The organism is Streptomyces pseudovenezuelae, assembly GCF_029892565.1.
GTDB classification, from domain to species: Bacteria; Actinomycetota; Actinomycetes; order Streptomycetales; family Streptomycetaceae; genus Streptomyces; species Streptomyces pseudovenezuelae_A.
Genome location: NZ_JARXVH010000017.1, coordinates 87,611 through 111,885, shown reverse-complemented (window position 1 = coordinate 111,885; position 24,275 = coordinate 87,611). Strand labels below are relative to the sequence as shown.

At 69.7% G+C, this 24,275-nt stretch carries 22 protein-coding genes, 1 tRNA gene and 1 riboswitch; of the genes, 5 read left to right on the top strand and 18 right to left on the bottom strand.

Annotated features, from left to right (window positions below; translation table 11 throughout):
• Positions 1-19: 19 nt before the first annotated feature.
• The 4 genes from M2283_RS39450 to M2283_RS39435 all read right to left on the bottom strand — a co-directional run bounded on the left by M2283_RS39450 (position 20) and on the right by M2283_RS39435 (position 3,332).
• The gene (locus tag M2283_RS39450; protein WP_280881342.1) at positions 20-691 is read right to left on the bottom strand and encodes a hypothetical protein; all 672 of its coding nucleotides are present in this window, start codon (positions 689-691) and stop codon (positions 20-22) included.
• Between the two features lie 109 nt (positions 692-800).
• A complete protein-coding gene (locus M2283_RS39445; protein ID WP_280881341.1) occupies positions 801-2,720 on the bottom strand; it encodes a hypothetical protein in 1,920 nt (639 codons plus the stop codon).
• Between the two features lie 123 nt (positions 2,721-2,843).
• Positions 2,844-3,062, bottom strand: coding sequence for a hypothetical protein (locus M2283_RS39440; protein ID WP_280881340.1), 219 nt, complete (start codon positions 3,060-3,062; stop codon positions 2,844-2,846).
• A gap of 54 nt (positions 3,063-3,116) precedes the next feature.
• Complete coding sequence (locus M2283_RS39435) at positions 3,117-3,332, bottom strand: hypothetical protein (protein WP_280881339.1); 216 nt, start codon at positions 3,330-3,332, stop codon at positions 3,117-3,119.
• 232 nt (positions 3,333-3,564) lie between these two features.
• Here M2283_RS39435 and M2283_RS39430 point away from each other — a divergent pair, with 232 nt between their 5' ends.
• The 3 genes from M2283_RS39430 to M2283_RS39420 all read left to right on the top strand — a co-directional run bounded on the left by M2283_RS39430 (position 3,565) and on the right by M2283_RS39420 (position 4,959).
• A complete protein-coding gene (locus M2283_RS39430; protein WP_280881338.1) occupies positions 3,565-3,972 on the top strand; it encodes a helix-turn-helix transcriptional regulator in 408 nt (135 codons plus the stop codon).
• A gap of 183 nt (positions 3,973-4,155) precedes the next feature.
• Complete coding sequence (locus M2283_RS39425; RefSeq protein WP_280881337.1) at positions 4,156-4,407, top strand: hypothetical protein; 252 nt, start codon at positions 4,156-4,158, stop codon at positions 4,405-4,407.
• A gap of 138 nt (positions 4,408-4,545) precedes the next feature.
• Positions 4,546-4,959, top strand: a complete 414-nt coding sequence (locus M2283_RS39420) for a glycosyl hydrolase (RefSeq protein WP_280881336.1) — start codon at positions 4,546-4,548, stop codon at positions 4,957-4,959.
• Positions 4,960-5,084: 125 nt separating this feature from the next.
• Here the strand turns inward: M2283_RS39420 and M2283_RS39415 are convergent.
• Positions 5,085-5,168: transfer RNA gene (locus M2283_RS39415), tRNA-Leu, on the bottom strand.
• Between the two features lie 426 nt (positions 5,169-5,594).
• On the opposite strand from M2283_RS39415, the gene M2283_RS39410 reads away from it, so the two are divergent.
• Positions 5,595-6,395, top strand: a complete 801-nt coding sequence (locus M2283_RS39410; protein WP_280881335.1) for an ABC transporter ATP-binding protein — start codon at positions 5,595-5,597, stop codon at positions 6,393-6,395.
• Complete coding sequence (locus tag M2283_RS39405) at positions 6,395-8,923, top strand: ABC transporter permease (RefSeq protein WP_280881334.1); 2,529 nt, start codon at positions 6,395-6,397, stop codon at positions 8,921-8,923. The genes M2283_RS39410 and M2283_RS39405 overlap by 1 nt, the downstream gene beginning before the upstream one ends.
• 111 nt (positions 8,924-9,034) lie before the next feature.
• On the opposite strand, the gene M2283_RS39400 is transcribed toward M2283_RS39405, so the two are convergent.
• The 13 genes from M2283_RS39400 to M2283_RS39340 all read right to left on the bottom strand — a co-directional run bounded on the left by M2283_RS39400 (position 9,035) and on the right by M2283_RS39340 (position 24,254).
• Positions 9,035-10,324 (bottom strand): cyclopropane-fatty-acyl-phospholipid synthase family protein, encoded by a 1,290-nt coding sequence (locus M2283_RS39400; protein WP_280881333.1) that lies wholly within the window; start codon positions 10,322-10,324, stop codon positions 9,035-9,037.
• 245 nt (positions 10,325-10,569) lie between these two features.
• Positions 10,570-11,958, bottom strand: a complete 1,389-nt coding sequence (locus M2283_RS39395; RefSeq protein ID WP_280881332.1) for an NAD(P)/FAD-dependent oxidoreductase — start codon at positions 11,956-11,958, stop codon at positions 10,570-10,572.
• Between the two features lie 443 nt (positions 11,959-12,401).
• Positions 12,402-13,364: a Ppx/GppA phosphatase family protein gene (locus M2283_RS39390; RefSeq protein WP_280881331.1), complete on the bottom strand. Its 963-nt coding sequence runs from the start codon at positions 13,362-13,364 to the stop codon at positions 12,402-12,404.
• Positions 13,365-13,427: 63 nt separating this feature from the next.
• The gene (locus M2283_RS39385) at positions 13,428-13,964 is read right to left on the bottom strand and encodes a DUF501 domain-containing protein (protein WP_280881330.1); all 537 of its coding nucleotides are present in this window, start codon (positions 13,962-13,964) and stop codon (positions 13,428-13,430) included.
• A 23-nt stretch (positions 13,965-13,987) separates the two neighbouring features.
• On the bottom strand, positions 13,988-14,464 hold the full coding sequence (locus M2283_RS39380) for an FtsB family cell division protein (RefSeq protein WP_280881329.1): 477 nt from the start codon (positions 14,462-14,464) through the stop codon (positions 13,988-13,990).
• 135 nt (positions 14,465-14,599) lie between these two features.
• The gene (eno, locus tag M2283_RS39375; protein ID WP_280881328.1) at positions 14,600-15,886 is read right to left on the bottom strand and encodes a phosphopyruvate hydratase; all 1,287 of its coding nucleotides are present in this window, start codon (positions 15,884-15,886) and stop codon (positions 14,600-14,602) included.
• A 315-nt stretch (positions 15,887-16,201) separates the two neighbouring features.
• The gene (locus M2283_RS39370) at positions 16,202-16,900 is read right to left on the bottom strand and encodes a transglycosylase family protein (protein ID WP_280881327.1); all 699 of its coding nucleotides are present in this window, start codon (positions 16,898-16,900) and stop codon (positions 16,202-16,204) included.
• A gap of 4 nt (positions 16,901-16,904) precedes the next feature.
• Positions 16,905-17,072, bottom strand: a riboswitch (cyclic di-AMP (ydaO/yuaA leader).
• A 215-nt stretch (positions 17,073-17,287) separates the two neighbouring features.
• Complete coding sequence (locus tag M2283_RS39365) at positions 17,288-18,235, bottom strand: transglycosylase family protein (RefSeq protein WP_280881326.1); 948 nt, start codon at positions 18,233-18,235, stop codon at positions 17,288-17,290.
• Positions 18,236-18,448: 213 nt separating this feature from the next.
• Entirely contained in the window at positions 18,449-19,711 is a 1,263-nt protein-coding gene (locus M2283_RS39360; RefSeq protein WP_280881424.1) for a cytochrome P450 family protein, read from the bottom strand.
• A gap of 77 nt (positions 19,712-19,788) precedes the next feature.
• A complete protein-coding gene (locus tag M2283_RS39355; protein ID WP_280881325.1) occupies positions 19,789-20,808 on the bottom strand; it encodes a nucleoside triphosphate pyrophosphohydrolase in 1,020 nt (339 codons plus the stop codon).
• Between the two features lie 185 nt (positions 20,809-20,993).
• Entirely contained in the window at positions 20,994-21,638 is a 645-nt protein-coding gene (locus M2283_RS39350) for a SurA N-terminal domain-containing protein (RefSeq protein WP_280881324.1), read from the bottom strand.
• 144 nt (positions 21,639-21,782) lie between these two features.
• Entirely contained in the window at positions 21,783-22,610 is an 828-nt protein-coding gene (locus M2283_RS39345; protein ID WP_280881323.1) for a glycoside hydrolase domain-containing protein, read from the bottom strand.
• Between the two features lie 156 nt (positions 22,611-22,766).
• Positions 22,767-24,254, bottom strand: coding sequence for a serine/threonine-protein kinase (locus M2283_RS39340; protein WP_280881423.1), 1,488 nt, complete (start codon positions 24,252-24,254; stop codon positions 22,767-22,769).
• Positions 24,255-24,275 lie beyond the last annotated feature (21 nt).

Genomic DNA, 24,275 nt, shown 5'->3' with positions numbered 1-24,275 from the left:
CCGGACGGTGGCGGTGCGGTCAGCGACCCGGCCAGCCGTCCAGGTGGCGGTGCATGGTGACGTCGGGCTTCTCGTCGCCCTTCGGGGCGTGCGCGACGGCGTTCTGGAGGACGCCGGTGACCTCGGCGGCCAGGGCGTCGGCCTGGGTCTTGAGGTCGGTCGCGGGCAGCTTGGACCGGGTCAGCGCGTCCAACCGGCGGTGGATGTCGGCGAGTTGACGCTTGGAGCTGCCGTCGAGGGCGAACGCCTTCGGCGTGGAGACCACGAACTGGTAGGCGCCGGCCAGGGTCTGGCAGCCGGTGCACTCCTTGTTGGCGGCGTCGCTGAGGTTCACGGCGTTCAGGCGCGTCTGCTCACCGGCGACGGTGACGATCTGGAAGGACAGCGCGACCGAGCGGCAGTGGTCGTCGACGGAACAGCCCGTCGAGGCGGCGTTGGCCTGGTTGCGCACGGCGGTGGCCTTGGCCGTGCCGAACTGCCGGACGGTGAAGGAGTCCTTCGCCTGGGTGTGGTGGGCCCGGTTGGCCTGCGTGAACACGTGGTCCTCGGCGAACGCGACGTGCGTCGATCCGGTCGCGGCCTGCGCCGGCACCGCGGTCGCCGCCCCGGCGACTCCGGCGGCGAACAGCCCGAAACGGACGGCACGCCGGGTGAGTGGACTTGGGGTACGGACTTTTCGATGGCTGCTCAAGGCATCTCCTCGATGAATGAATCGTCGATACGAACTCCCGGGCACGGCACGTCCGGCCACCGGACGCGAAACACCCGACCGCTCCCGCCCCCGGAACAGAACCGGTCCCTCAGGTCGCCCCCGGCGTATCGCTCGCCGGTGGGGTCGAGGGGACCTCGGTCGGGGAAGGCGGGACGCTTTCCGTGGGGGTCGGGGTTGGGTCGGCCGGGGTGGAGGGGCCGCCGCCGGTGCCGGGGGACGACGGTTCCGGGTCGCCCTGGGTCGGGGCCTGGCTGGGGGCCACCGGGTTCTCGGAGGCCTTTGCGGACGGTGGGGCCGATGCCGGGGCGGACGGGGAGCCGGATGCCGAGGCCGCCGTACTCCCGGATGCGCCCGGCGACGGGCTGCCACCGGGGCCCGCGCTCGCGCCCGGTGTCGACGGTGAGGTCGAACCGGTGCTGTCGGAGGGGCCGTTCGAAGCGCTTCCGTCGGAGGTGGAGGCGTTGCGAGGTTCGGGTTCCTGCGTCGACACCCCGGGTTGCAGGATCGGCGCGATGGGCGGGCGCTTGGGCAGTGGCTGGGGGGTGATCCCCGAGGTCCACGCGTAGCTGAGGCCCGCGAGGCCGGCCAACGCCAGTGCGCAGACGGCGATCCGCAGGCGAGGGCGGCCGGCCGTGGACTTCTTCGCGGAGCGGACCAGGCGGCCGCCCATCTTCACGGACAGGTAGACGATTCCGGCCATCGGGCACAGCAGCATGACGCAGCCGATCGTCCCGACCAGCCCCTCGGCGATCTTCCCGGCGGCGAACGCCGAACCGGTGCCCACGAGTTGCTCGGTCAGCGACCGCGTCATCGTGGCGAGGATCCGCGGCAGGTTCCACAGCGCGTACCCCAACTCGCCGATGAGCAGCGGCACCATGGTCAGCACCCAGGTGGCGACGATGCGCCGGGCCGACTTCTTCAGCCCGGCGACCTCCTTGCGCGCCGTCTTCCCCTTCGCCCCCGGCAGCAGGCTGAGCACGATCGGTTTGATCTTGCCGAAGAGATCCGGCACGCCTGCGAGGTCGCCCAGGATGTAGTAGCCGTCCAGCCGGACGGCCGGCATCAGCTGCTCCATGATCTCGAAGTGGCCTAAGTAGACGGCCGCGAGAAAGAACTGCTGCCCGGTGGCGAAGTACGCCCCCGCCATCGCGAGCATGAAGACGACGTTGAAGTACACCCCGCCCAGGTCGGTCCGGAGCCGCCCGGCCCGACCGATCCGGTAGACGTCGGTGACGTCGGTGTACATCGACGGCCAGATCAGGAAAAGCCCGCAGCCGATGCACCCGGGCCGGGCACCGCCGTACCGGCAGGCGGAGGCGTGGCCGAACTCGTGGAAGACGAGCGAGGCCACGGTGAGGACGAAGACGACCAGGATGAGGACCGGCTGGTCGAGAACCTCCAGCACCGGCTCGATCGCCCCGAAGAAGCCGAACAGCCATACGTCCATGACGACGGCCGCCAGCAGCACGACCGCGACGACCGGCGGCCGGTGCAGCCAGGTGAAGACGCTCGCGATGGCCGCCGTACGCCGCTCGTTGAAGATCACCCGGTGGCCCTTGAGGGCGAGCAGCAGGTCGGAGCGCGGGGCGTCGACCTCGTCGTCCTCCTGGCCCTCGGGGACCGTCACGCCGAGCGGTTCGAGTTTCTTCTCCACCAGGTAGCGGATGTTCTCGCCGCTGACCTCGCGGCCGAACCGCGCGCTGACCCGGTAGGCGATCGTCTCGGTGTCGCGGACGCCGTCGACGCTCGACGCCACCAGATACAGCAGCCGGGACAGCTGCACGACCTGCCCGTCCCCCCGACGGGCGATGTACTTGGGCTCGGTGAATCCCGAGCCCTGGTACTCGCCGTGCAGCTGCAACCCCGCGCTCAGCCGCGGTACGAGCGGCTGTTCGACGACCGGCACGCTGCCCGTGGCGACCTGTTGGTAGGTCACAGGGCGGCCGCCCGGACCGGGCACCGGCCCGGTGCCGTACAGCGCCGTGGGCCCGTCTCCGAGCACCGTCATGTGTGGTTCTCCCCCCAAGTCCGCGCCGCTTCCCCCCGGATGCGGCGGGTTCCCCCCCGGAAAAACGCCACGGGGGCGGACCGCCTCGCAGGCAACGTGCGGTCCGCCCCCGTGGCCGTACCGCTACTGAGTGACGTTGATGGTCTGCGCGGCCGAGGACGAGGCGACCGAGTACGCGGAGTGGTCGTTGATGGCCGCGGACTCGTTGGCCGCCGAGATGTTGGCGACGTGCTTGGTCACGTTGGTGGTGCGGTTGAAGCTGAACTTCAGCTTGCCCAGCGCCTCGCGGCCCGGCAGCAGCTCCGCGGACTCGGTGTCGAGCTCGTGCATGTCCATGCTCATGATGGATGTCCTTTCGGGATGTCTCGGGTTCGGTGTCGAGGTGGAGCGCGGGCGCTACTGCTTGACGCTGATGGTCTGCGCGGCGCCGGAGTCGGCCGCCGACCACGAGGAGTGGTCGTTGAGGGCACCGGACTGGTTGGCCGCCGAGATGTTGGCGACGTGCTTGGTGACGTTCGTGGTGCGGTTGAAGCTGAACTTCAGCTTGCCGAGGGCCTCGCGGCCCGGCAGCAGCTCGGCGGACTCGGCATCGAGCTCGTGGGCGTCCATCATGATCAGTTCCCCCTCAGGGATGGGCGGTTCCGATCGGACGGAGTCAGGTTCCCCCCAGACTCTGTCCAATCTGGTCGGACGTACTGTCCAACGAGATTGGACACTAGGCCCTCGGGGACACGCTCCGCAACCCGTTCGGGCAATCACTCTTTCGGCGGCCCCCGCACCCGCCCGTAGAATCGCCTCCGACATGCACGGACCCGGTGAGCGGCGAGCAGGAAGTGACGCACCAGTGGCCAACGCACTGCAGCAGTTGATCCGCGAGCGCCTCGACCGAAGAGGCTGGTCCTACGGCGACGTGGCGCGCCGCGGCGGTGTCCCGCGCTCCACCGTCCACCACCTGGCCACCACCGAACGCGTCGTCCGCATGCCCCAGTCGGCCACCCTGGAGGGCCTGTCCAAGGGTCTGGAACTGCCGTTGGACACCGTGCGCCGCGCCGCCGCCGAGGCCTGCGGCATCCATGTCTACGGCTCTCCGGCCGGCTCGGACGCCACCGGCACGGCCGCCGGCTCCGCCGACCCCGAGGTCGACCTGCTCATCGCCAGCCTCCAGCAGCTCTCGGCCGACGACCGCCGCCACGTCACCGCGCTCGTCGAGTCCCTGCTGGACCGCTCCGCCCCCCGCGCACCGGAGAAGTGACCTCTCCCGGAGCCTGCGGCGCCGTCCGACGACCTAGGTAGCGCTCTCTTCCGCCAAGTCGGAAAAAGAATTCAACTGCGCCCGAAACCACCGAGATCCCCCGCTAGTGTCTCGTCCTGCCCGAGGAGCGAGAGCCGCACGACCACGGGCTCCAGCGCCTGTCCGGGGGGAAATGTGTTGTTCGTGCACGGCGGACCGGCCACGGCCGTGGTCCGCGGTCCCGACGGCGAGTCGGTCGTCCTGCTCTCCGGCGAACTGCCCGACGAGCTCACCGAGGACTCGGTGGCCGAACTCGTGAACCTCGCCGCCGCCATCCTGGACACGGACGAGCTGACCCTCTTCCGCACCTGTCTGCGCGCGCTGCGCAGCAACGGGATGCGGGCGGGGCGCCGGGTCGAGGTGGGCGGGGCGGTACTGACCGTCTACAAAGGCTGACGCGGGCTCTAGCAGGCGTCTTACGGGCACGTCAACCTCTGTTCTCCAGCATGGTCGCGCCCCGCTCCCCTGGTCGAGACTTCGGTCATCGACCACAAGAGCCTTCGGGCTTGCTAGGGGGAACAGAAGAGGATGCGCGTGAACAAGAAGGTCGCGGCCACGGTCTCGGCGCTGGCGATGACCACCGGACTGCTCGCCATGTCCGGCGCCACCACCGCAAGTGCCGCGGACGGCTGCAACACCAACGTGGTGTCCGGCACCGCCCGTTCGGCGACCGGCGCCAGGGGCCAGCTCTTCGAGCTGAGGTACAACGGCTCCGGGACCAACACCTGCGCCTGGGGCCGGGTCACCAACGGCGCCATCGGCATGCACGTCTGGGTGGACCGCAGCAGCGACGGCGGCCGCACCTGGGAGCCGCAGCTGGGCATCCGCCGGGTCGACGCCGGAACCAGCGTCCACACCGAGGCCTGGCGTGACTCGAACGGCAAGCTGATGCGGGCCTGCGGCGACTCCGGCGACAACACGGCGATCGTCTGCACGGGCTGGTACTAGACCCGGTCGGGCACCTCTGTGGCCGCCTTCAAGGGTTGACACCAACGTCAATAAGGATTGACGCTGAAACTACCCCCGAAAGGGTGAGCGCCCACGCGTCGAATGTCGCCGCGTGGGCATGGAGGTGCCCGGAGCCGGACTTGAACCGGCACGCCCGCGAAGGGGCAGCGAGGTTTAAGCTCGCCGTGTCTGCATTCCACCATCCGGGCAGGCCATGGGCTCCGCGTCGAGGTTCCGAGCCTATCGGGATGCTTCCCTCGAACAGCGGGGCGGTGGACCGATGTTGTCTTATTTTATTGATGCCTGAGGGTGCATCAGCCACTGGAACGAGCCATCCGCACATGCCAATAGCCTTGCGCGGGGGGTGTGGGGCCGCATGCGGAATGACGGAATTTCACCGCCCGAACGAGGGTGCTCCACCGGTTCTCGACGCAAGCGCTTGCGCGCGCGGCCCGTCGAGTCCCTTCGACGGACCCTCTCAGGGGTGACCGTCATCCCCAGGTATGACTCGACGACCGGGGGTCCCTCCCGAGTCTGCCCTCGGAACCGGAACAGCGGCTGACTACACGGGCACATCCGGCAACCAGGATGGGAGACGTCCCCTTCACACGTCGTCCCTTCGAGGAGTGCTTCCCGTGACCACCACACCCGTCGCCGGCCGGACCACCACGGTGGCCGCGCGCGCCACGGATCTGTCGAAGATCTACGGACAGGGCGAGACCCAGGTGGTCGCCCTCGACCGGGTCTCCGTCGAGTTCCGGCAGGCCGAGTTCACCGCGATCATGGGCCCCTCCGGCTCCGGCAAGTCCACGCTGATGCACTGCGTGGCCGGCCTCGACTCCTTCTCCTCCGGGTCCGTGCGCATCGGCGAGACCGAGCTGGGCTCGCTGAAGGACAAGGCGCTGACCAAGCTGCGCCGCGACAAGATCGGCTTCATCTTCCAGGCGTTCAACCTGCTGCCGACGCTCACCGCGCTGGAGAACATCACGCTTCCGATGGACATCGCGGGCCGCAAGCCCGACAAGCAGTGGCTGGACACCGTCATCCGCATGGTGAGCCTGGCGGACCGGCTCAGCCATCGCCCCTCGCAGCTCTCCGGCGGCCAGCAGCAACGCGTCGCCGTGGCCCGCGCGTTGGCCTCCCGCCCCGACATCATCTTCGGCGACGAGCCGACCGGAAACCTCGACTCCCGCTCCGGCGCGGAGGTGTTGGGCTTCCTGCGCAACTCCGTACGGGAGTTGGGACAGACCGTCGTCATGGTGACCCACGACCCGGTGGCCGCGGCGTACGCGGACCGGGTGGTCTTCCTGGCCGACGGCCGGCTGGTCGACGAGCTCTACCAGCCGACGTCCGAGGGCGTCCTGGACTTCATGCGGCAATTTCCTGGGGGAAACCCCCAGACCACCGAGTTCGACGCGAAGGGCCGCACGAGCTGATGTTCCGCACCGCGCTGCGCAACGTACTCGCGCACAAGGCCCGCCTCCTGATGACCGTCCTCGCCGTCATGCTCGGCGTCGCGTTCGTGTCCGGGACCCTGGTCTTCACCAACACCATCTCCGACGCCTACCAGAACAGCTCGGCCAAGGGCTTCGACCAGGTCGACGTCGCCGTGACGCCCAAGTCCCAGGAGGACGAGGGCAATACGATCAACAAGACGCCCGAGCTGACACAGGCTCAGCTCGACACCGCGGCCAAGGTGCCGGGGGCCGCCTCCGCCATCGGCGTGGTGAGCGGCTTCACCGCCATGGCCGACAAGGACGGCAAGCTCATCGGCGGCGGCTTCCAGTCGCAGGGCGGCAACTACTGGGGCGCCAAGGACCCGCGCTACCCACTGACGTCCGGTACCGCCCCGCACGGCGCGGACCAGGTCGCCGTCGACTCGGAGACCGCTAAGCGCGCCGGGTACAAGGTCGGCGACACCATCCGGATCTCCGTCGACGGCCCGGTCCTCACCCCGGAGATCACCGGCATCTTCACCACCGACGACGGCAACGTCGCGGCCGGCGGCAGCCTCGCCCTCTACGACACCGCCACCGCGCAGAAGCTGTTCGGCAAGACGGGCACGTACGACGAGATCGACGTGAAGGCCGCCTCCGGTACGTCCCAGGCGGCGCTGAAGTCCGCACTGGACAAGGCGCTGCCGACCAAGCTCGTGGAGACCGAGACCGGCGGCAAACTCGCCGACGACCAGGCCGAGATGATCGCCTCGTCGATGAGCGGCCTCAAGCAGGGCCTGCTGGTCTTCGCCGGGATCGCGCTCTTCGTCGGCACGTTCATCATCGCCAACACCTTCACCATGCTGGTCGCCCAGCGCACCAAGGAACTGGCGCTGCTGCGCGCCGTCGGCGCCTCCCGCCGGCAGGTCACGCGCTCGGTGCTGATCGAGGCGTTCGTGGTCGGCGTGGTCGCCGGCGTCACCGGACTGGTCGCGGGCATCGGCATCGGCGCAGGCCTGCGCTCCCTGATGAACACGCTCGGCGCCACCGTCCCGGACGGGCCACTGGTCATCTCGCCCGGCACGATCGTGGCCGCCCTCGCGGTCGGCGTCGTCATCACCATGCTGGCCGCGTGGCTGCCCGGCCGCCGGGCGGCGAAGATCCCGCCGGTGGCCGCGATGAGCAGCGTGCACGCCAAGGCGACGACCAAGTCGCTGGTGCTGCGCAACACTTTGGGCGCGCTGTTCAGCGCCGCGGGCGTCGCGACCGTACTGGCCGCCACGGCGATGGACGGCTCGGACGGCCAGGCCCCCATGGGCCTGGGCGCCGTGCTGCTGATCATCGGCGTGTTCATCCTGACCCCGCTGCTGTCCCGCCCGTTGATCGCGGCGACGGCTCCGGTCCTGCGGATCTTCGGCATCTCGGGCAAGCTGGCCCGCCAGAACTCGGTGCGCAACCCGCGCCGTACGGCCGCCACCGCCTCCGCGCTGATGATCGGCCTCACCCTGATCACCGGCATGACGGTGGTGGCCGGCAGCCTGCAGAAGTCGATCGACAAGATGGCCTCCGCCGCGATCAGCGCCGACTACATCGTCTCCATGGCCAACGGCAACGAGCTGTCGACGGACGTCGACAAGAGGCTGGACTCCACCGCGGGCGTCACCTCCACCAGCCCGCTGCGCAACGCCCCTTCGCGCATCGACGGCACCACCGAGTACCTGACCGGCGTCAACGGCTCCGCGATCGGCGAGCTGACCGACCTGAAGGTCGACAGCGGCTCCTTCAAGGTCGGCGGCGACCAGGTCGTCGTCGACGACGACACCGCCAAGTCCTATGGCTGGAAGGCCGGTTCGGACTTCACGGTGCACTACGAGGACGGCAAGGCGCAGCAGCTGACGGTGGCCGGTGTCTACCAGGGCAACGAGCTGATCCGGGGCATCATGCTCGACAACAAGGTCCTCACCCCGCACCTGACCGATCCCGGCGACATGCAGGTCCTGGTGAAGACCGCCGACGGCGCCTCCGGCGCGACCAAGGACAAGCTGGAGAAGGCCCTCGGCACCAACCCGGCCATCAAGGTGCAGAGCAAGCAGGACTTGTCCGACGACATCGCGCAGATCTTCACGCTGATGCTGAACATGCTCTACGGCCTGCTGGCCATGGCGGTCATCGTGGCCGTCCTCGGTGTCATCAACACCCTGGCGATGTCGGTCTTCGAACGCTCGCAGGAGATCGGCATGCTGCGCGCGATCGGCCTGGACCGCAAGGCCATCAAGCGCATGGTGCGCCTGGAGTCCCTGGTCATCTCCCTGTTCGGCGGCGTGCTCGGCATCGGTCTGGGCGTGTTCTTCGGCTGGGCGGCCGGCGAGCTGCTGGGCGCGAAGATGCCGACGTACGAACTGGTCCTGCCCTGGGCCAGGATGGCGATCTTCCTGCTGCTGGCGGCGACGGTCGGCATCCTGGCGGCACTGTGGCCGGCCCGCCGGGCGGCAAAGATGAACATGCTGGCGGCGATCAAGTCGGAGTAGCGGTAGGGATGTCGGAGCGAAGGGGCCCCGCCGCCGGGTGGCGGCGGGGCCCCTTCGCATTCAAGTACCGGGCAAACAAACGCGCTTGACTCCCGGACACGCGCAGGCGGTTCAGTTCCAGGTACGCGCCCGCAACGGCAGTCCGGACCGTCCCGTCTCGGGTGGGCGGACCGCCAGCACCTGGTTGACGCCGATGCGGTTGCGCTCGAAGGCGAGGGCGCTGGCGGCCATGTACAGCCGCCAGACACGGGCGCGGCCGGCGCTGGTCAGCTTGACCGCCCGCCCCCACTCGGCCTCCAGGTTGACCACCCAGCGGCGCAGGGTGAGCGCGTAGTGCTCGCGGATCGACTCGACGTCCCGCACCTCGAACCCGGCACGCTCCAACTGCGTGACGGTGGAGCCGACGGGGGCGAGTTCGCCGTCCGGGAAGACGTACGCGTCGATGAACTCGTCGACGTTGTACGCCGATTCGTCGCCCTGCGGCCGGCGCGCGATCTGGTGGTTGAGCAACCGGCCGCCGGGCTTGAGCAGCCGGTAGAGGTCCCGGGCGTACTCCAAGTACCGCTCCGCGCCGACGTGTTCGGCCATCCCGATGGAGGAGATGGCGTCGTAGGGCCCGTCGGCGACGTCCCGGTAGTCCTGCACCCGGATCTCCACCCGGTCGGTCAGCCCCTCGTCCGCGACGCGCTTACGGGCGAACGCGGCCTGTTCCTGCGAGAGGGTGATGCCGACGACGCTCACGCCGTGCTCGCGGGCGGCGTGCACGGCCATGGAGCCCCAGCCGCAGCCGACGTCGAGCAGCCTCTGACCGGGCGTCAGAGCGAGCTTGCGGCTGACGAGTTCGAGCTTGTCGCGCTGGGCGTCCTCCAGCGTCCCGCCGTCCTCCCAGTAGGCGCACGAGTACACCATCGAAGGACCCAGGACGATCTCGTAGAAGTCGTTGCCGACGTCGTAGTGGTGGCTGATGGCGCGTCTGTCACTGCGTTTGGTGTGCAGATGGGAGCGGGCCCTGCGGACCTCCTCACGGGGCGGGGCGGGCGGCAGCGGCAGCCCGGCGAGCTTCACGAGGCCGCGCGCGGCGGCCCGTACCTCCGGGTCGCGCGCCGCCTGCGCGAGGGACCTGGCGTCCTCCCCGCGCTCCCACACCAGGCCCGCGATGAGTTCGAGGACGGCGTAGAGGTCCCCTTCGATGTCCAGGTCCCCGGAGACCCAGGCACGGGCGAGACCCAGTTCGCCCGGTCTCCACAGCAGCCGGCGCACGGCGCGCCGGTTGCGTACGACCAGCGTGGGCACGCCCGGCGGCCCCGCCTGCGACCCGTCCCAGGCGCGGATGCGCACCGGGAGCGGGACCCCAATCAGTTGTTCGACGAGGCTCTTCAGCCGCAGCGCGGCGTCGGCCATGGCGACCTCCATGACAAGCGATACCGAAATGACCAGTCACTACGTAAACACCAACAGGGCGGCTGCGCAGTCCCCCAGGCGCGTTACGACTGGGCAAAATGCCTGTAGATGCCACGTACATCGGTCGTCGTGCCTGGCGACATACCGGCCCGGGGCATGCCGAAGGGCCCCCCGCACCACGGATGGCGGGAGGCCCTTCGGTTCGTTCAGGTCGTGCGGTTCACGCGGTTGTTGACCGGGGTGGGTCAGGAGGCCTTGGCCTCGGACTTCTCCGGCTGGGCCGCGGCGGCGGGCGCCGGGGCCGGCTTGGCGGCCTCGTAGAACTCCTCGCGGGGGTTCTCCATGGCGCCGAGGGCGACGACCTCGCGCTTGAGGAACATGCCGAGGGTCCAGTCGGCGAAGACGCGGATCTTGCGGTTCCAGGTCGGCATGGCCAGACCGTGGTAGCCACGGTGCATGTACCAGGCGAGCCGGCCCTTGACCTTGATCTTCACCTTGCCCATGACGATCATCGCGACGCCCTTGTGGAGGCCGAGACCGGCCACCGCACCCTTGTTGGCGTGCGAGTAGTCCTTCTGCGGGAAGCCCCGCAGGCCGGACATCACGTTGTCGCCGAGGACCTTGGCCTGACGCAGCGCGTGCTGGGCGTTCGGCGGGCACCAGGCGTTCTCGTTGCCCGCCTTGCGGCCGACGAGGTCGGGGACCTGGGCGTTGTCGCCGGCGGCCCAGATGTAGTCGGTGCCCTGGACCTGGAGGGTCGGGGCGCAGTCGACGTGACCGCGGGGGCCGAGCGGCAGGCCGTAGCGGGCCAGCGCCGGGTTCGGCTTTACACCGGCGGTCCACACGATGGTGTTGGAGTCGACCTCAAGGCCGTTCTTCAGCACCACGTGCCCGTCCACACAGGAGTCCATCGAGGTGGAGAGGTAGATCTCCACACCGCGGCTCTCCAGGTGCTCCTTGCCGTACTGGCCGAGCTTGGGACCGACCTCGGGCAGGATCTTGTCCGCGGCGTCGACGAGGATGAAGCGCATGTCCTCGCGGGACACGTTCTTGTAGTACTTGGCCGCGTCGCGGGCCAGGTCCTCGACCTCACCGATGGTCTCCGCACCGGCGAAACCGCCGCCGATGAAGACGAAGGTGAGCGCCTTGCGGCGGATCTCCTCGTCGGTGGTGGAGTCGGCCTTGTCCAGCTGCTCCAGGACGTGGTTGCGCAGGCCGATGGCCTCCTCGATGCCCTTCATGCCGATGCCCTGCTCGGCGAGGCCGGGGATCGGGAAGGTCCGGGAGACCGCGCCGAGCGCGATCACCAGGTAGTCGAAGGGCAGCTCGTACGCCTCACCGACGAGGGGGGCGATCGAGGCGACCTTGCGGTCCTGGTCGATGGTGGTGACCCGGCCGGTGAGAACCTCCGCCTTCGGCAGCACGCGTCGCAGCGGGACGACGACGTGGCGCGGGGAGATGTTGCCGGCGGCGGTTTCGGGGAGGAAGGGCTGGTAGGTCATGTACGACCGGGGGTCGACGACCGTGACGGTCGCCTCGCCGTAGCGCATCTTCTTGAGAATGCGCCGAGCTGCGTACAGGCCTACGTACCCACCGCCTACTACGAGGATCCTGGGACGCTCCGTGGTGCTCATGCCATCGAGTATCCACCTGCCCCAGGGGGGTCGCTCGTGCGCCCCTTCACAAGCTTGTGGAGGGTGTGTGCTATTCTCCGCGGCCGCCATGATCCAAGTCACCCCACCAGGACGGAACCTCCGCCCGGTACGACCCGTTGTCAATGCCGCGTGAGCTGCCCGTCTGATGTCCCGGACTCACCGCGAGCCGCGCGCCGACCCCTCCCCCGACACCCCCGCGACACCCCCGCGACACAGACTACTGAACACGTTCAACCCCCCTCCGGGCCCCCGGAAGGGCCAACCGGGGGCCTTTCCTGCTCCGACGGGGCCGAATTCCTTGTGAAGAACTTCACGAACTTTCTCGGCGGGGGGTTGTGGAGGGGGGTTCCGAGGGGCTTCCAGGGCGCTCATCAGGTGTCCTGTCTGCTCACTGGAGTGCGTCAGGCCTCCGGCGGAGGGAGTCAGGGACCTCCGCGCACAGGCCCCGCCGCCATGAACGCGATCCCGTCCAGGATGTCGTGTTCGCTCACCACGACCTCCTCCGCCCCGGTCCGCTCCATGATCGAGAGGAGTACGAGGGCGCCCGCGGCGATGACGTCGACTCGGCCCGGGTGCAGCGAGGGGATGGCCTCGCGTTCGGCGTGGGTGGAGGTCAGCAAGGAGTCCGTGATCTCGCGGACCCGGTCGTAGGAGATCCGGGAGTGGTGGATGGCCGCGGAGTCGTACTCGGGGAGGTTCTGCGCGATCGCCGAGATGGTCGTGACCGAGCCCGCCAGGCCGACCAGGGTGCGGGCCTCGCGTAGCGGGACCGTCTTTTCGGCGAGGTCGAGGGCGGACTCGATGTCCGCGCGCATCGCCGCGATCTGGTCCGGGGCGGGCGGATCCGTCACCGCGCCGTCGCGGACCAGGTGGCGCTCGGTCATCCGGACGCAGCCGATGTCCACCGAGCGGGCCGCGCGTACCTGGTCGTCGCCGACCACGAACTCCGTCGAACCACCGCCGATGTCCACGACCAGGTAGGGCTTGGCGAGGTCGTCGCGGCCGGTGAGTTCCGCGGTCGCACCGGTGAAGGAGAGGGCCGCCTCCTGGTCGCCGGAGACGACCTCGGGCTCGACGCCGAGGATGTCGAGGACACCGCGGACGAAGTCGTCGCGGTTGGAGGCGTCACGGGTGGCCGAGGTGGCGACGAACCGCAGTCGTTCGGCGCCGTGTTCCTTGATGATCGCCGCGTACTCCCGGCACGCCGCGAAGGTCCGCTCCAGCGCCTCGGGGGCGAGCCGTCCGGTCCGGTCGACGCCCTGACCGAGTCGCACGATGGTCATGCGCCGGTCCAGGTCGACCAGTTCACCGGTAGCGGGGTCCACGTCCGCGACGAGGAGCCGGACGGAGTTCGTACCGCAGTCGATGGCGGCGACGCGGGTCATGGGTGTGCCCTTCGGTGGTTGTGGGAGCTTCCTTCGAGGCGCCGGTCAGCAGAACTCAGCCCGTCACTCCTCGGCCGGCTTCTCCTTCTCCGGGACCACACACGGACCCTTCGACCACCACTCCGGCAGCATCGCGATCGCCTCGTCGCCCAGCGGGTTCACGCCGGGCCCCGCGGCCAAGGAGTGCCCCACCAAGACGTGCAGGCACTTCACACGGTCCGGCATGCCCCCCGCGCTCGGGAAGCCCTCCAGGACCTCGATGGCGTCACGGCGCGCGAGGTAGTCCTCGTGCGCGGCGCGGTACGCGGCGGCGAGTTCCGGGTCGGTGCCCAGCCGCTCGGTCATCTCCTTCATGACGCCGTTCGCCTCCAGCGTGCCGATCGCCGAGGCGGCGCGCGGGCACGTGAGGTAGTACGTCGTCGGGAAGGGCGTGCCGTCGGGGAGGCGGGGGGCCGTCTCCACCACGTCGGGCTGACCGCACGGGCAACGGTGGGCGATCGCGCGCAGTCCGCGCGGCGGGCGGCCGAGCTGCTGCTCGAAGGCCTCGACGTCCGCGTCGGTGGGCTCGGTGCGCGGGGTGGTCGGCGGAGGCGTTTCCACTACGAACTTTCTCTCTGGTCAGGTCACTGGTCGGAGGCGTCGGACTTGTCGACCCCGTCCCAGACGTTCGAGTACCAGGGGCGGTCGGCCGCCCCCAGGTCGGCACGCGACTGCTTGGTCAGGTCCGGGTCGATCACGACGTAGCCGGTCTCCCCGGGCAGCACGTAGTGCAGCCGCTGCCGGATCTGCTGCTCGGCGTACGCGTCGTCCTGCCAGCGCGCCTTGAGGTCGCGCAGCTGCTCGACCCGCTCCCGGGCCTGCTGCCGCTGCCGCTGCAGATCGGCGACCTCGGCGCGCTGGGAGACGTACTGCCTTATCGGGTAGGCGAGCGCCACGACCAGGGTGCACACGACGAGCGCGAGCAGCGCCGCCCGGCCGGTGAGGCGGGAGCGGCGGGCCTGGCGCTTGGTCTGCGAGCGGTAGACCCGGGCGGCGGTCTGCTCGCCGATCAGCCGGATCCGGGTGGCGGTGGAGAAACGGTCCCGGTCCTTGACGGCCATGTCCCACTTCCCCTTCGCCTTCATCCGAGTTCACACGCGCGTACGTCCCCGCACACGGTACGGGACCGAGTACGGGGACGTACGTACGACGGGCTCGGGCTTGACCCTGTACGGCTCAGCCCTTGGGTGTGGAACTCAGCCCTTGAAGCGCGGGAAAGCGCTACGGCCGGCGTACACCGCCGCGTCGTCGAGGATCTCCTCGATGCGCAGCAGCTGGTTGTACTTGGCGACGCGCTCGGAGCGGGCCGGGGCGCCGGTCTTGATCTGGCCGCAGTTGGTGGCGACGGCGAGGTCGGCGATGGTGACGTCCTCAGTCTCGCCGGAGCGGTGGGACATCATGCACTTGAAGCCGTTGCGCTGGGCCAGCTCGACGGCGTCCAGGGTCTCGGTGAGCGAGCCGATCTGGTTCACCTTGACGAGCAGCGCGTTTGCCGCGCCCTCCTCGATGCCGCGGGCCAGGCGCTCCGGGTTGGTGACGAACAGGTCGTCTCCGACGATCTGCACCTTGTCGCCGAGGCGGTCGGTGAGGACCTTCCAGCCGGCCCAGTCGTCCTCGTACAGCGGGTCCTCGATGGAGACGAGCGGGTAGGCCGCCGCGAGCTCCTCGTAGTACTCGGTCATCTCGGCGGCCGAGCGGGACTTGCCCTCGAACTCGTACTTGCCGTCCTTGTAGAACTCGGACGCGGCGACGTCGAGCGCGAGCGCGATCTGCTCGCCGGGGATGTAACCGGCCTGCTTGACCGCCTCGAGGATGAGGTCGAGGGCGGCACGGTTGGAGTCCAGGTTCGGGGCGAAGCCGCCCTCGTCGCCGAGGCCGGTGGACAGGCCCTTGCTCTTCAGGACCTTCTTGAGGGTGTGGTAGACCTCGGCGCCCCAGCGCAGGGCCTCGGAGAAGGACTCCGCGCCGATCGGGGCGATCATGAACTCCTGAATGTCCACGTTGGAGTCGGCGTGCGAGCCGCCGTTCAGGATGTTCATCATCGGCACCGGCAGCAGGTGCGCGTTCGGGCCGCCCAGGTAACGGAACAGGGGCAGGTCGCTGGCCTCGGAGGCGGCGTGCGCGACGGCGAGGGAGACGCCGAGGATGGCGTTGGCGCCGAGCGAGCCCTTGTTGTCGGTGGCGTCCAGGTCGAACATCGCCTGGTCGATCAGGCGCTGCTCGGTGGCGTCGTAGCCGACCAGCTCCGGGCCGATCTGCTCGATCACGGCGAGGACGGCCTTCTCGACGCCCTTGCCCTGGTAGCGGTTCGGGTCACCGTCACGCAGCTCGATGGCTTCGAAGGCACCCGTGGAGGCGCCGGAGGGAACGGCGGCACGACCCGTGCTGCCGTCGTCGAGGCCGACCTCGACCTCGACCGTGGGGTTGCCTCGGGAGTCCAGGATTTCCCGGGCTACGACGACGTCGATGGACGGCACGAGCATCTCCTTCTTCAATGTGACGCGGCTACGCGGTGCCGCGATGGCTCTGCGGGACGAGCCTAACCGTCCCGGGGCGAACGGCCAGCCGATGGGCCGCCCCTTGGACAGAACCGAGGGTAAATTGTTTCCGAACGGAACAAAAACCGTCCCGGAAACACCGGGAACACCGGAAGCACTCAAGAAAAAACCCCGCTCCGATGCGTACGGGGGAACACGCACCGGAGCGGGGAGCCCGTGGGGACGGGGGAGGCCCTCACGTGTCCTCCATATTGGAAGGCACGTCTGTCAGGGCGCTGTGGTTCAGCTACCAGCCCTCTGTCACTTGAGGTGCAGCTGCTGACCCGGGTAGATGAGGTCCGCGTCCTGGACGATGTCCTTGTTCAGCTGGAACAGCTTCTCCCAGCCACCCTTGACCTTGTGCTTCTCGGCGATCGTGCTGAGGGTGTCGCCCTTGACGACCTTGTACTCGCCGTCGCCCTTCTTGACCTTCTTGCCGGTCGGGGTGGTGACGGTCTTCTTCGCGGCCGGACGGTCGGCGGAGCGGGAGGTGCTCGTCGAGTCGTTCGAGCGGGTGCTGGTGTCGCTGCTCGAGGAGCTGTTGTTCGAGGAGCTGGAGGAGTTCGACGAGCTGCCGCCGCTGTACGCGGCACCGGACAGGCCCGTGCCGCAGACCGGCCAGGCACCCTTGCCCTGCGCGCCGAGAACCTTCTCGGCGACGGTGATCTGCTGCGCCTTGCTGGCCTGGTTGGCCTGCGACGCGTACTGGGTACCGCCGTAGGCGGCCCACGTCGAGGCGGAGAACTGCAGGCCGCCGTAGTAGCCGTTGCCGGTGTTGATGGACCAGTTGCCGCCGGACTCGCACTGGGCGACGGTGTCCCACTCGGAGGACGTGGCGGCGGAGGCGTTGCCGGCCGCCATGAGCGGGGCGGCGATGGCTACACCGGTGACACCGGCGAGCGTGGCGACGCGGGTGGCCTTGGACGGACGACGGTGCTTGCCCTTGCTGGAAAACAGCATGCGAAGATCCCCTCACCGACGCCTGCGAGGTGAGCTGTCGGGTTCGGGCCGGTTGAGTTGCCCGGCCGCGCACCTCTCGGCGCACGGCTTCACCCCAAGCCGGTTCCGGCACTGTCTGCCGGGCCCGGCACTTACCTGGGTCCCCCGCTCCTGCCTACGGCGCTGTGAAGCGACGACTGTTCCCTACGGCCGCTGGCAGGATTCGGCGTTGCGGCACTCGGGGTCCGTGTTGACGAACGGTGATGACCGTAGACACGGAATCCGCGGAAACTCAAAGACGATCAGGCCTTCTGAGAGTCATCCCACACTTTCACCAAACCGGACATTCACTCCGAAGACCGTCGTTAACTCCCCGCGCTTTTCGCCCCGTTCAGTCCCTGTCCGACCCTATTCGACGGGGAGCTGCAGGGTCTGACCGGCCGCGATGTCGTTCGGGTCGGCGCCGATGGCCCGCTTGTTCTCGGCGTAGAGCGCACGCCACCCGCCGTCCAGGCCAAGGGAGTCGGCGATGGAGGCGAGAGTGTCGCCGCCACGGACGGTGTACGACCCTCCCGCGCCGTCGACAGCCGCGCCCTCGTCGGCACTGGCACCGCGGTGCCGGCCGGCGCCGATCGCGCCGGTGTCGACCAGACTCCAAGAACCCTCGGCCTGCTCGGACTTGTCCGAGTCGTCACCCTTCACCCGATCTGTCGACGGGCCGTCGCCTCCCTGCGAACCGCTCGCCGTCGACTCGGACGGGGAGTCGGAGGGCGAGAGGTAGCCGTCCGATTCGTCAGGGTTGGTGGATGAATCGGAGGAAGAGTCAGGAGAGGCCGACGGCGATGTGGACGAGTCCGTCGAGGACGAGTCGTCGGACGTGCCGCCGGGCGAGTTGGACAGGCCGGTGGACCCGGAGCCGTCCGAGGACGAGGAGTCGTCCGAGTCGTCCGAGACCCCGGTGTCGATGTCGGTCGACCCGTCGTCCTTGGACAGCCCCGTGGTCAGCCCACAGGTGTGGAACGCGCCCACGCCCTGGTCGTCCAGGATCTTCTCGGCGACGGCTATCTGCTGGTTGCGGCTGGCCAGGTCGGGGCGCGAGGCGTAGTCGAGACCGCCGTACTGCTCCCAGTCGTCCTGAGACAGCTTGAGTCCGCCGTAGAAACCGGTCCCGTCGTTCTGGCTCCAGGAGCTGCCGGTCTCGCAGTTCGCCACCTTGTCCCAGGTGGTCCCGTCGGCCGCGCTGGCGCTCACCGCGCCGAGGAGCGGGATGGCGATGGCGGAGCCCGTCACGCCGGCCGCGACGAGGAGGGCCGGAGCCTGGCGGGGGCGACGGTGACGACCGTTCCCGGAGAGCATGCGGGGGCCTTTCAGAAGACAGTGGTGACAGTGCGACGCGGGGTGCTGGGCACCGCACTTGAACGGTGAACGTATAGGCAGTCCATTACTTGTCACAAGTTAATGCCGCGTAGATCACGTGAAGATCACAGAGTTGAATGCACGTCATGTTTGCGCAGGTGGACATGAGCGACCGGCAATCGCGGATACGAGCACACCGCGGTCACGGCGCCCTCACACGAGTGGCGTGAACTCGACGGGCAGCGTGCGCAGTCCACGCATGATGAGCCCCCCACGCCATCTCAACTCGGCTGGATCCACGGCGAGTCGGAGGTCCGGCAGCCGGGTGAGCAGCGTGCCGAGCGCGGTCTGCCCCTCCAACCGGGCGAGCGGGGCGCCGAGGCAGTAGTGGATGCCGTGGCCGTACCCCAGGTGCTGGTTGTCCCGGCGGGAGAGGTCCAGGGTGTCCGGCTCGGCGAACCGCTCCGGATCCCGGTCCGCCGCCGCGAGGACGACGAGAACGGGATCGCCGGCCGCGATGTCCTGCCCGCCGACGGTGAGCGGCTGCGTGGCGAATCGCCATGTGGCCAGTTCCACCGGGCCGTCGTAGCGCAGGAGTTCCTCCACGCCGGTCTCCAACAGGCCGCGTTCGCCTGCGGCGAGGGAGTCCTGGAGGCGGGTGCGCTGCTCGGGGTGGGTGAGCAGCGTGTAGGTGCCATTGCCGATGAGATTGACGGTCGTCTCGAAACCCGCGAACAGCAGGATGAACCCCATCGCCGCGGCCTCGTTCTCGGTGAGGTGCTCGCCTTCGTCCGAGGCGCGGATGAGACCGGAGATGAGGTCCTCGCCAGGCGCGGGCTGGGCCGACAGGGCCGCGCGCTTCTTGTGAATGAGTTCGAGGAGATAACCACGCATCTTCTTCACCGACCGCGCGACACCGCCCCGCGGCCCGCCCCCGTGCCGGATCATCATCCCCGCCCAGTCCCGGAAGTCGTCCTGGTCCTCGCGCGGGACGCCGAGCAGGTCGCAGATCGCGTAGATGGGGAGCGGGAAGGCGAACTCGTGGATGAGGTCCGCGGAGCCCTTCTCGGCGAACCGGTCGATGAGGTCGTCGGCGAGCTCCTGGACCCGAGGCGTGAGCTCGGCGACCCGGCGCGGCGTGAAGGCCTTGCTGACAAGCCGACGCAGCCGGGTGTGGTCCGGCGGGTCGATGTTGAGCAGATGGGTCATCAACTCGGCGTTGCGCTCACCGGGGATACCGGTCTTGCCCTTCGCGTGCGCGGGCTCGTCGTGGTGCGCCGGGTTCTTGGAGAGCCGCGGCTCGGCGAGGGCCTGCTTGGCATCGACGTAACGGGTGACCAGCCACGCCTCCACCCCACTGGGCAGCCGCGTGCGGTGCACCGGCGCGTGCTCGCGGAGCCAGGCGTAGGCGGGGTAGGGGTCGGTGGCGAACTCCCAGGTGAAGAGGTCGGGGGCGGTGGGGGTGGGTGAGGTGATCGCGGTGGCGGGGGTGGGCGAGGGGTGGGGTGGGTCGGGCTGGGTGGGCGACGCGTGGGGTCGGTCCGGCTGGTCGGTCACTCCTCGTCGTCCCCCTTCTCCGCGTCCGAGGTCTCTGCTTCCCGACCCGAGGTCTCCACGTCCCGCACCGCGTCCCGGTACGCGCGGGCCGCCGCTCGCAGGGCCGCCTCCGGGTCGACGCCGTCCGCCTCGGCGCGTACCGCCAGCGTGAGCAGTTCGTAGCCGATGCCGTCCCTGAGGGGCAGCGGGACCTCCAGGCCGGCCGTGCGGACGCGGGACGCCAGCTTCGAGGCGAGGGCGAGGCTCGGCTGGCCGAGGGGAATGCCCTCCGTCACCGAGGTGCGCCGCTTCTCTATGGCCTTGGTGCGCAGCCAGTGCTCCTTGACCTCCTCGGGTGTGGAGGCCGTCGCGTCGCCGAAGACGTGCGGGTGGCGGTGGATGAGCTTGGCGACGATGCCGGCGGCCACGTCGTCGACGGAGAAGGGGGCGTCCGGGTCCTCCTCGGCGATACGGGAGTGGAAGACGACCTGGAGCAGGACGTCGCCGAGCTCCTCGCGCAGTTCGTCGCGGTCGTCCTCCTCGATCGCCTCGACGAGTTCGTAGGCCTCCTCGATGGCGTACTTCGCCAGGCCCTTGTGCGTCTGCTGGGACGACCACGGGCACTCGGCGCGGATACGGTCCATGACCTGGACGAGGTCGAGGAGGCGGGCACCCGGCAGGTCGTAGGAGGCGGGGAGCAGCTCCAGCTCGGGCATGTGGACACGTCCGGAGCCGGCGAGCCGGGCGAGGCCGTCGGTGAGGGCCGGTTCGCCCTCACCCGTGGAGACGACGACCACCGTCCGCCCGCCGGCGCACGCGTCGACCAGTTCCTCGGCGCTCGGCGACACCTCGTCGACCGCTATTCCCGCCTCGCGCAGATACGGCAGCTGCGGGTGGGCGCCGTCCGCGCACAGCACACGGTCGGCGGCGTGCAGGGCCTGCCAGGCGGGCCAGGACAGGAGGCCGGGTGCGACACGGTGGCTGGTGGTGAGCAGGACGATGCGGCCGGGAGGCGCTGCGGGGCTGGTTGCGTTCACGATTCGAAGCTAACGCACGGCGACGACGGTCCCCGCGAGATATCCACAGGGCGGGAGGGATCATCGGATCATCAGGCCGTTGCCCCCGGGCCGCGGCGACCGGGCCGCGGCGACCGGGGCAGTTGGGGCAGTCGGCGCCGCCGTACCGTTCCTTCTGCTGACCGCCTACGCGTACCGCTCGCCGCTCACGCCGTCCCCTGCGTCGCCGGTGCCGTGACCTCTCGTACCCACGGAGTCTTCGCGTCGACGCGGCTGCTCTTCTGGACGTCCCAGGAGCCGTAGCGCGGGTTGAGGTCGACGTGGAGTTCCTTGGAGGCCTTGGACAGGGCGTTCCAGAAGGCCGGCTTGCTGGTGTCGGTGCCGAGGGACTGGGCGAGCTTCTGGGCCTCCAGCTGGAGGCGGAGGTTGTCGTCGAGGCGGGCCGGGGCGACGCCGTACTGCTGCAGCCAGGCCGTCTCCAGCGCCTTGGAGCCGCCGACCTGCTGTTCCAGGCCGGTGCGCATCTGCTGGATCTCGTGGCGGGAGACGGTGACGCCCTCGTCCTGGGCGGCGCGGTGCAGGACCCGGTCCAGGACCATGCCGTGCAGGGTGTCGCGGGTGAGGCTGCCGGTCTGCGCGACGGCCTGCTTGTACTGCGCGTCGTCCGACACGGCCGCGCGCTGCGCCGAGCGCACCTCGCCCACCCGGTTCTCCAACTGCGCGACGGTGATCCGCTGGCCGCCGACGACGGCCGCGGCGCCTGGGTGCGCGTCGCTCCCGCAGGCGGTGAGGAGCGGGGCCGCGATGATCGCGGCGGTGAACAGGAGCGCGGAGCGACGGCGGCGGTGCAAGGAAGCCTCCCGAGGAGATTGTGCGACGGTGCACAAAGTCTTGCGGTGATCGATGGTAGGCAGTGGGTCGGCTGTGGCCAACCCATTCGACCAACGATTCACCAGGACTTCGGGCACCGCCGCGCCCGACGGGCTCTGTCGGGATCAGCCCGTGATGGCCACCGGGCCGTCCCACGCGTCGCGGTCCACGGTGATCGTGTAACCGCCGCGCATCTCCTTGCTGTTGACCATGTACTGGTGACCACGGCTGTGACCGGTGTACTGGGTCGCCCCGAACGGCCAGTCCTTGGTCGTGGTGTTCTGCTTGTCCCACAGCGCGTACCAGAGGTTGCCCGGAAGGTCCGTCTTGTCGGTCGCGTTGGCGATCGCCTTCGCGCTGGAGCTGGTGAAGCCGTAGTAGCCCGCGCGGTACGTCTTCGTACGCAGGACCTTGTCGAAGGCGCGCACATAGGTGAGCACGGCGTTGTTGCACGCCTTGTTGGTGATGTCGTACGACTCCATGTCCAGGTAGATCGGGCTGCCGGCCTTCATCCCGAGCGCCGACGCCTTGGAGACCGCGTCCGTCGCGTCCTTGGTGCCCAGGGAGGCGGCGGTGGAGGCGGTGAGCTTCTCGGGGCTGGAGCCGGTCTGGCAGGACGGCTGGGCGCCCACGTAGAGGGGGATGAGTTTCCAGCCGGCCGCGCTGACCGACTTCACCCAGGAGGCGGTGAGGTTGGGCTGGGCGCAGCCGCGGTTCTTGCCGCCGATGTAGACGGCGGCGGCGCCGTAGAGGCCGCCGTGCCAGGCCTTCATCGCGGAGAGGGAGGGCGCGGTGCAGGTGTCGAAGGCCCGCCCCGTGTACGTCTTCTGCGCGGGCCAGGTGGTGGCGGCCATGGAGCTCTGCGCGGCGAGGCCGGCCCCCGCGACGACGGCTGTGCCGGCGACGGCCCACGTGATGTATCTGCGCTTCTTGGACTGCCGATGGCCGGCCATGAGTACCCCACCCCTGGTTGTGCGTTGGCGCCCTCTTTTAAAGAAGAGGGCGCTTTGTCTGGCGAAAAACGATCCGCAACGTATCCGGTGGCGCCCAAGTGTTCGGGAAACCCCGCCCCTTGAGGATCACAAGTTTCCCTCCGTGCCCGGCAAAAACTAGCCGCGCACCTGCCCCAGCCACTCCAACGTCCGCCGGATGTCCACCGCGAGCGGGTGTCCGGGGCCGCGCAGCCGCTCCACGTCGTGCAGCAGGCGCGCGAGCGTGTCGTGGGCGGCGCCGCGGTCGCCGAGGGCGAGCAGGAGGTGGCCGATGCGCCGACGCACGTCGTGGGCGAGCTCGGGGTCGCCGGCCACGTACTGGTTCTCGTAGTACGGCAGCAGTGCGCGGTATTCCGCGAGCGCCGCCGCCGGTTCGCCGAGCGACTCCAGGCACTGGGCGGCCTCGTAGCGGAACCGGAGTGACTGGGGGTCGGCCTGGCCCGCCTCGGTGGCGCGTTCGTCGGCGAGGCGGCGCAGTTCGGGCAGTGCGCGCCGGTACTGGCCGTCGTCCATGAGGGTGGCCGCGTACTGCTTGCGCAGGGTGCGGACGACCGGGGAGTGCTCGCCGTGCTGTTCGGCCGCCGTGGGCAGGATCGCGCCCAGGATGTCGACGGCCTGGGTGATGCGGCCCTCGCCCAGGAGGCGCTTGACCTCGTCGACGGCGTGCGCGACATCGGGCTTCTCGGCGACGGGCGGGGTGACCGCGGCGGGCTGGGACGCGGGCGTGCGCGCGCGGTCCGGCCAGGGGGCGTGCGGGCGCAGGAACGGGCGCGTGGGGTCCAGCGGCGCCCCCGAGGGCATCCCGCGCGCGGGCAGCAGCGGTGCCAGCTGCTCGTAGACCTCCTGCGCGGACGCGGGGCGGTGCTGCGGGTCCTTGGCGAGCAGGCGCAGGACGAGCGCTTCGAGCGGCTCCGGCACCTCGGGGCGGACGCGGCGCACGGGCAGCGGGGGCTCGTACAGGTGCCGGTGCAGCACGCCGAGGGCCGTGGAGCCGGCGAACGGGACGTCCCCGCTGAGGAGTTCGTGCAGGACCACACCGAGCGCGTACAGGTCGGTGTACGGGCCGACCGCGCCGCCCATCGCCTGCTCGGGCGCCATGTAGGCGGGCGAGCCGATGGGCGTGCCGGTGTGGGTCAGGCGCGTGGTGTCGGCGTCCATGACGGAGGCGACGCCGAGGTCGAGGACGGTGACCGTGCCGTCCTGCTTCACCATCACGTTGCGCGGCTTGAGGTCGCGGTGGACGATCGGCACGGCGTGCACGGCGCTCAGTACGGCGCACAGTTGCGCGGCGACGGTGACCGCCCACGGCCACGGGTACGGGTCGTGCTCGGCGAGGTGGTCGGAGAGGTCGGCGCCGTCGATGTACTGCATGACGAGGAACAGCTCCTCGCCCTCGCTGCCCGCGTCGTGCACCGTGACCAGGCCGGGGTGGTCGACCTGCGCGGTCACCCGGCACTCGCGCACGAACCGGCGGCGCAGTTCGTCGGCGTCCTGCCCCGCCACCTTGTCGGGGCGCAGCAGCTTCACCGCCACGCGCCGGTCGAGCCGTTGGTCGTACGCCGTCCAGACCTGGCCCATGCCGCCCTGTCCGATGAGCGTGGACAGCGCGTAGCGGGACGCGACGAC

What these genes read in the sequence shown, in the direction of transcription:
- M2283_RS39380 (WP_280881329.1), bottom strand. Translation starts at nt 14,464, where the DNA reads ATGGCCGTCAAGGACCGGGACCGTTTCTCCACCGCCACCCGGATCCGG.
- M2283_RS39405 (WP_280881334.1), top strand. Translation starts at nt 6,395, where the DNA reads ATGTTCCGCACCGCGCTGCGCAACGTACTCGCGCACAAGGCCCGCCTC.
- M2283_RS39365 (WP_280881326.1), bottom strand. Translation starts at nt 18,235, where the DNA reads ATGCTCTCCGGGAACGGTCGTCACCGTCGCCCCCGCCAGGCTCCGGCC.
- M2283_RS39445 (WP_280881341.1), bottom strand. Translation starts at nt 2,720, where the DNA reads ATGACGGTGCTCGGAGACGGGCCCACGGCGCTGTACGGCACCGGGCCG.
- M2283_RS39440 (WP_280881340.1), bottom strand. Translation starts at nt 3,062, where the DNA reads ATGAGCATGGACATGCACGAGCTCGACACCGAGTCCGCGGAGCTGCTG.
- M2283_RS39395 (WP_280881332.1), bottom strand. Translation starts at nt 11,958, where the DNA reads ATGAGCACCACGGAGCGTCCCAGGATCCTCGTAGTAGGCGGTGGGTAC.
- M2283_RS39435 (WP_280881339.1), bottom strand. Translation starts at nt 3,332, where the DNA reads ATGATGGACGCCCACGAGCTCGATGCCGAGTCCGCCGAGCTGCTGCCG.
- M2283_RS39400 (WP_280881333.1), bottom strand. Translation starts at nt 10,324, where the DNA reads ATGGCCGACGCCGCGCTGCGGCTGAAGAGCCTCGTCGAACAACTGATT.
- eno (WP_280881328.1), bottom strand. Translation starts at nt 15,886, where the DNA reads ATGCTCGTGCCGTCCATCGACGTCGTCGTAGCCCGGGAAATCCTGGAC.
- M2283_RS39390 (WP_280881331.1), bottom strand. Translation starts at nt 13,364, where the DNA reads ATGACCCGCGTCGCCGCCATCGACTGCGGTACGAACTCCGTCCGGCTC.
- M2283_RS39370 (WP_280881327.1), bottom strand. Translation starts at nt 16,900, where the DNA reads ATGCTGTTTTCCAGCAAGGGCAAGCACCGTCGTCCGTCCAAGGCCACC.
- M2283_RS39345 (WP_280881323.1), bottom strand. Translation starts at nt 22,610, where the DNA reads ATGGCCGGCCATCGGCAGTCCAAGAAGCGCAGATACATCACGTGGGCC.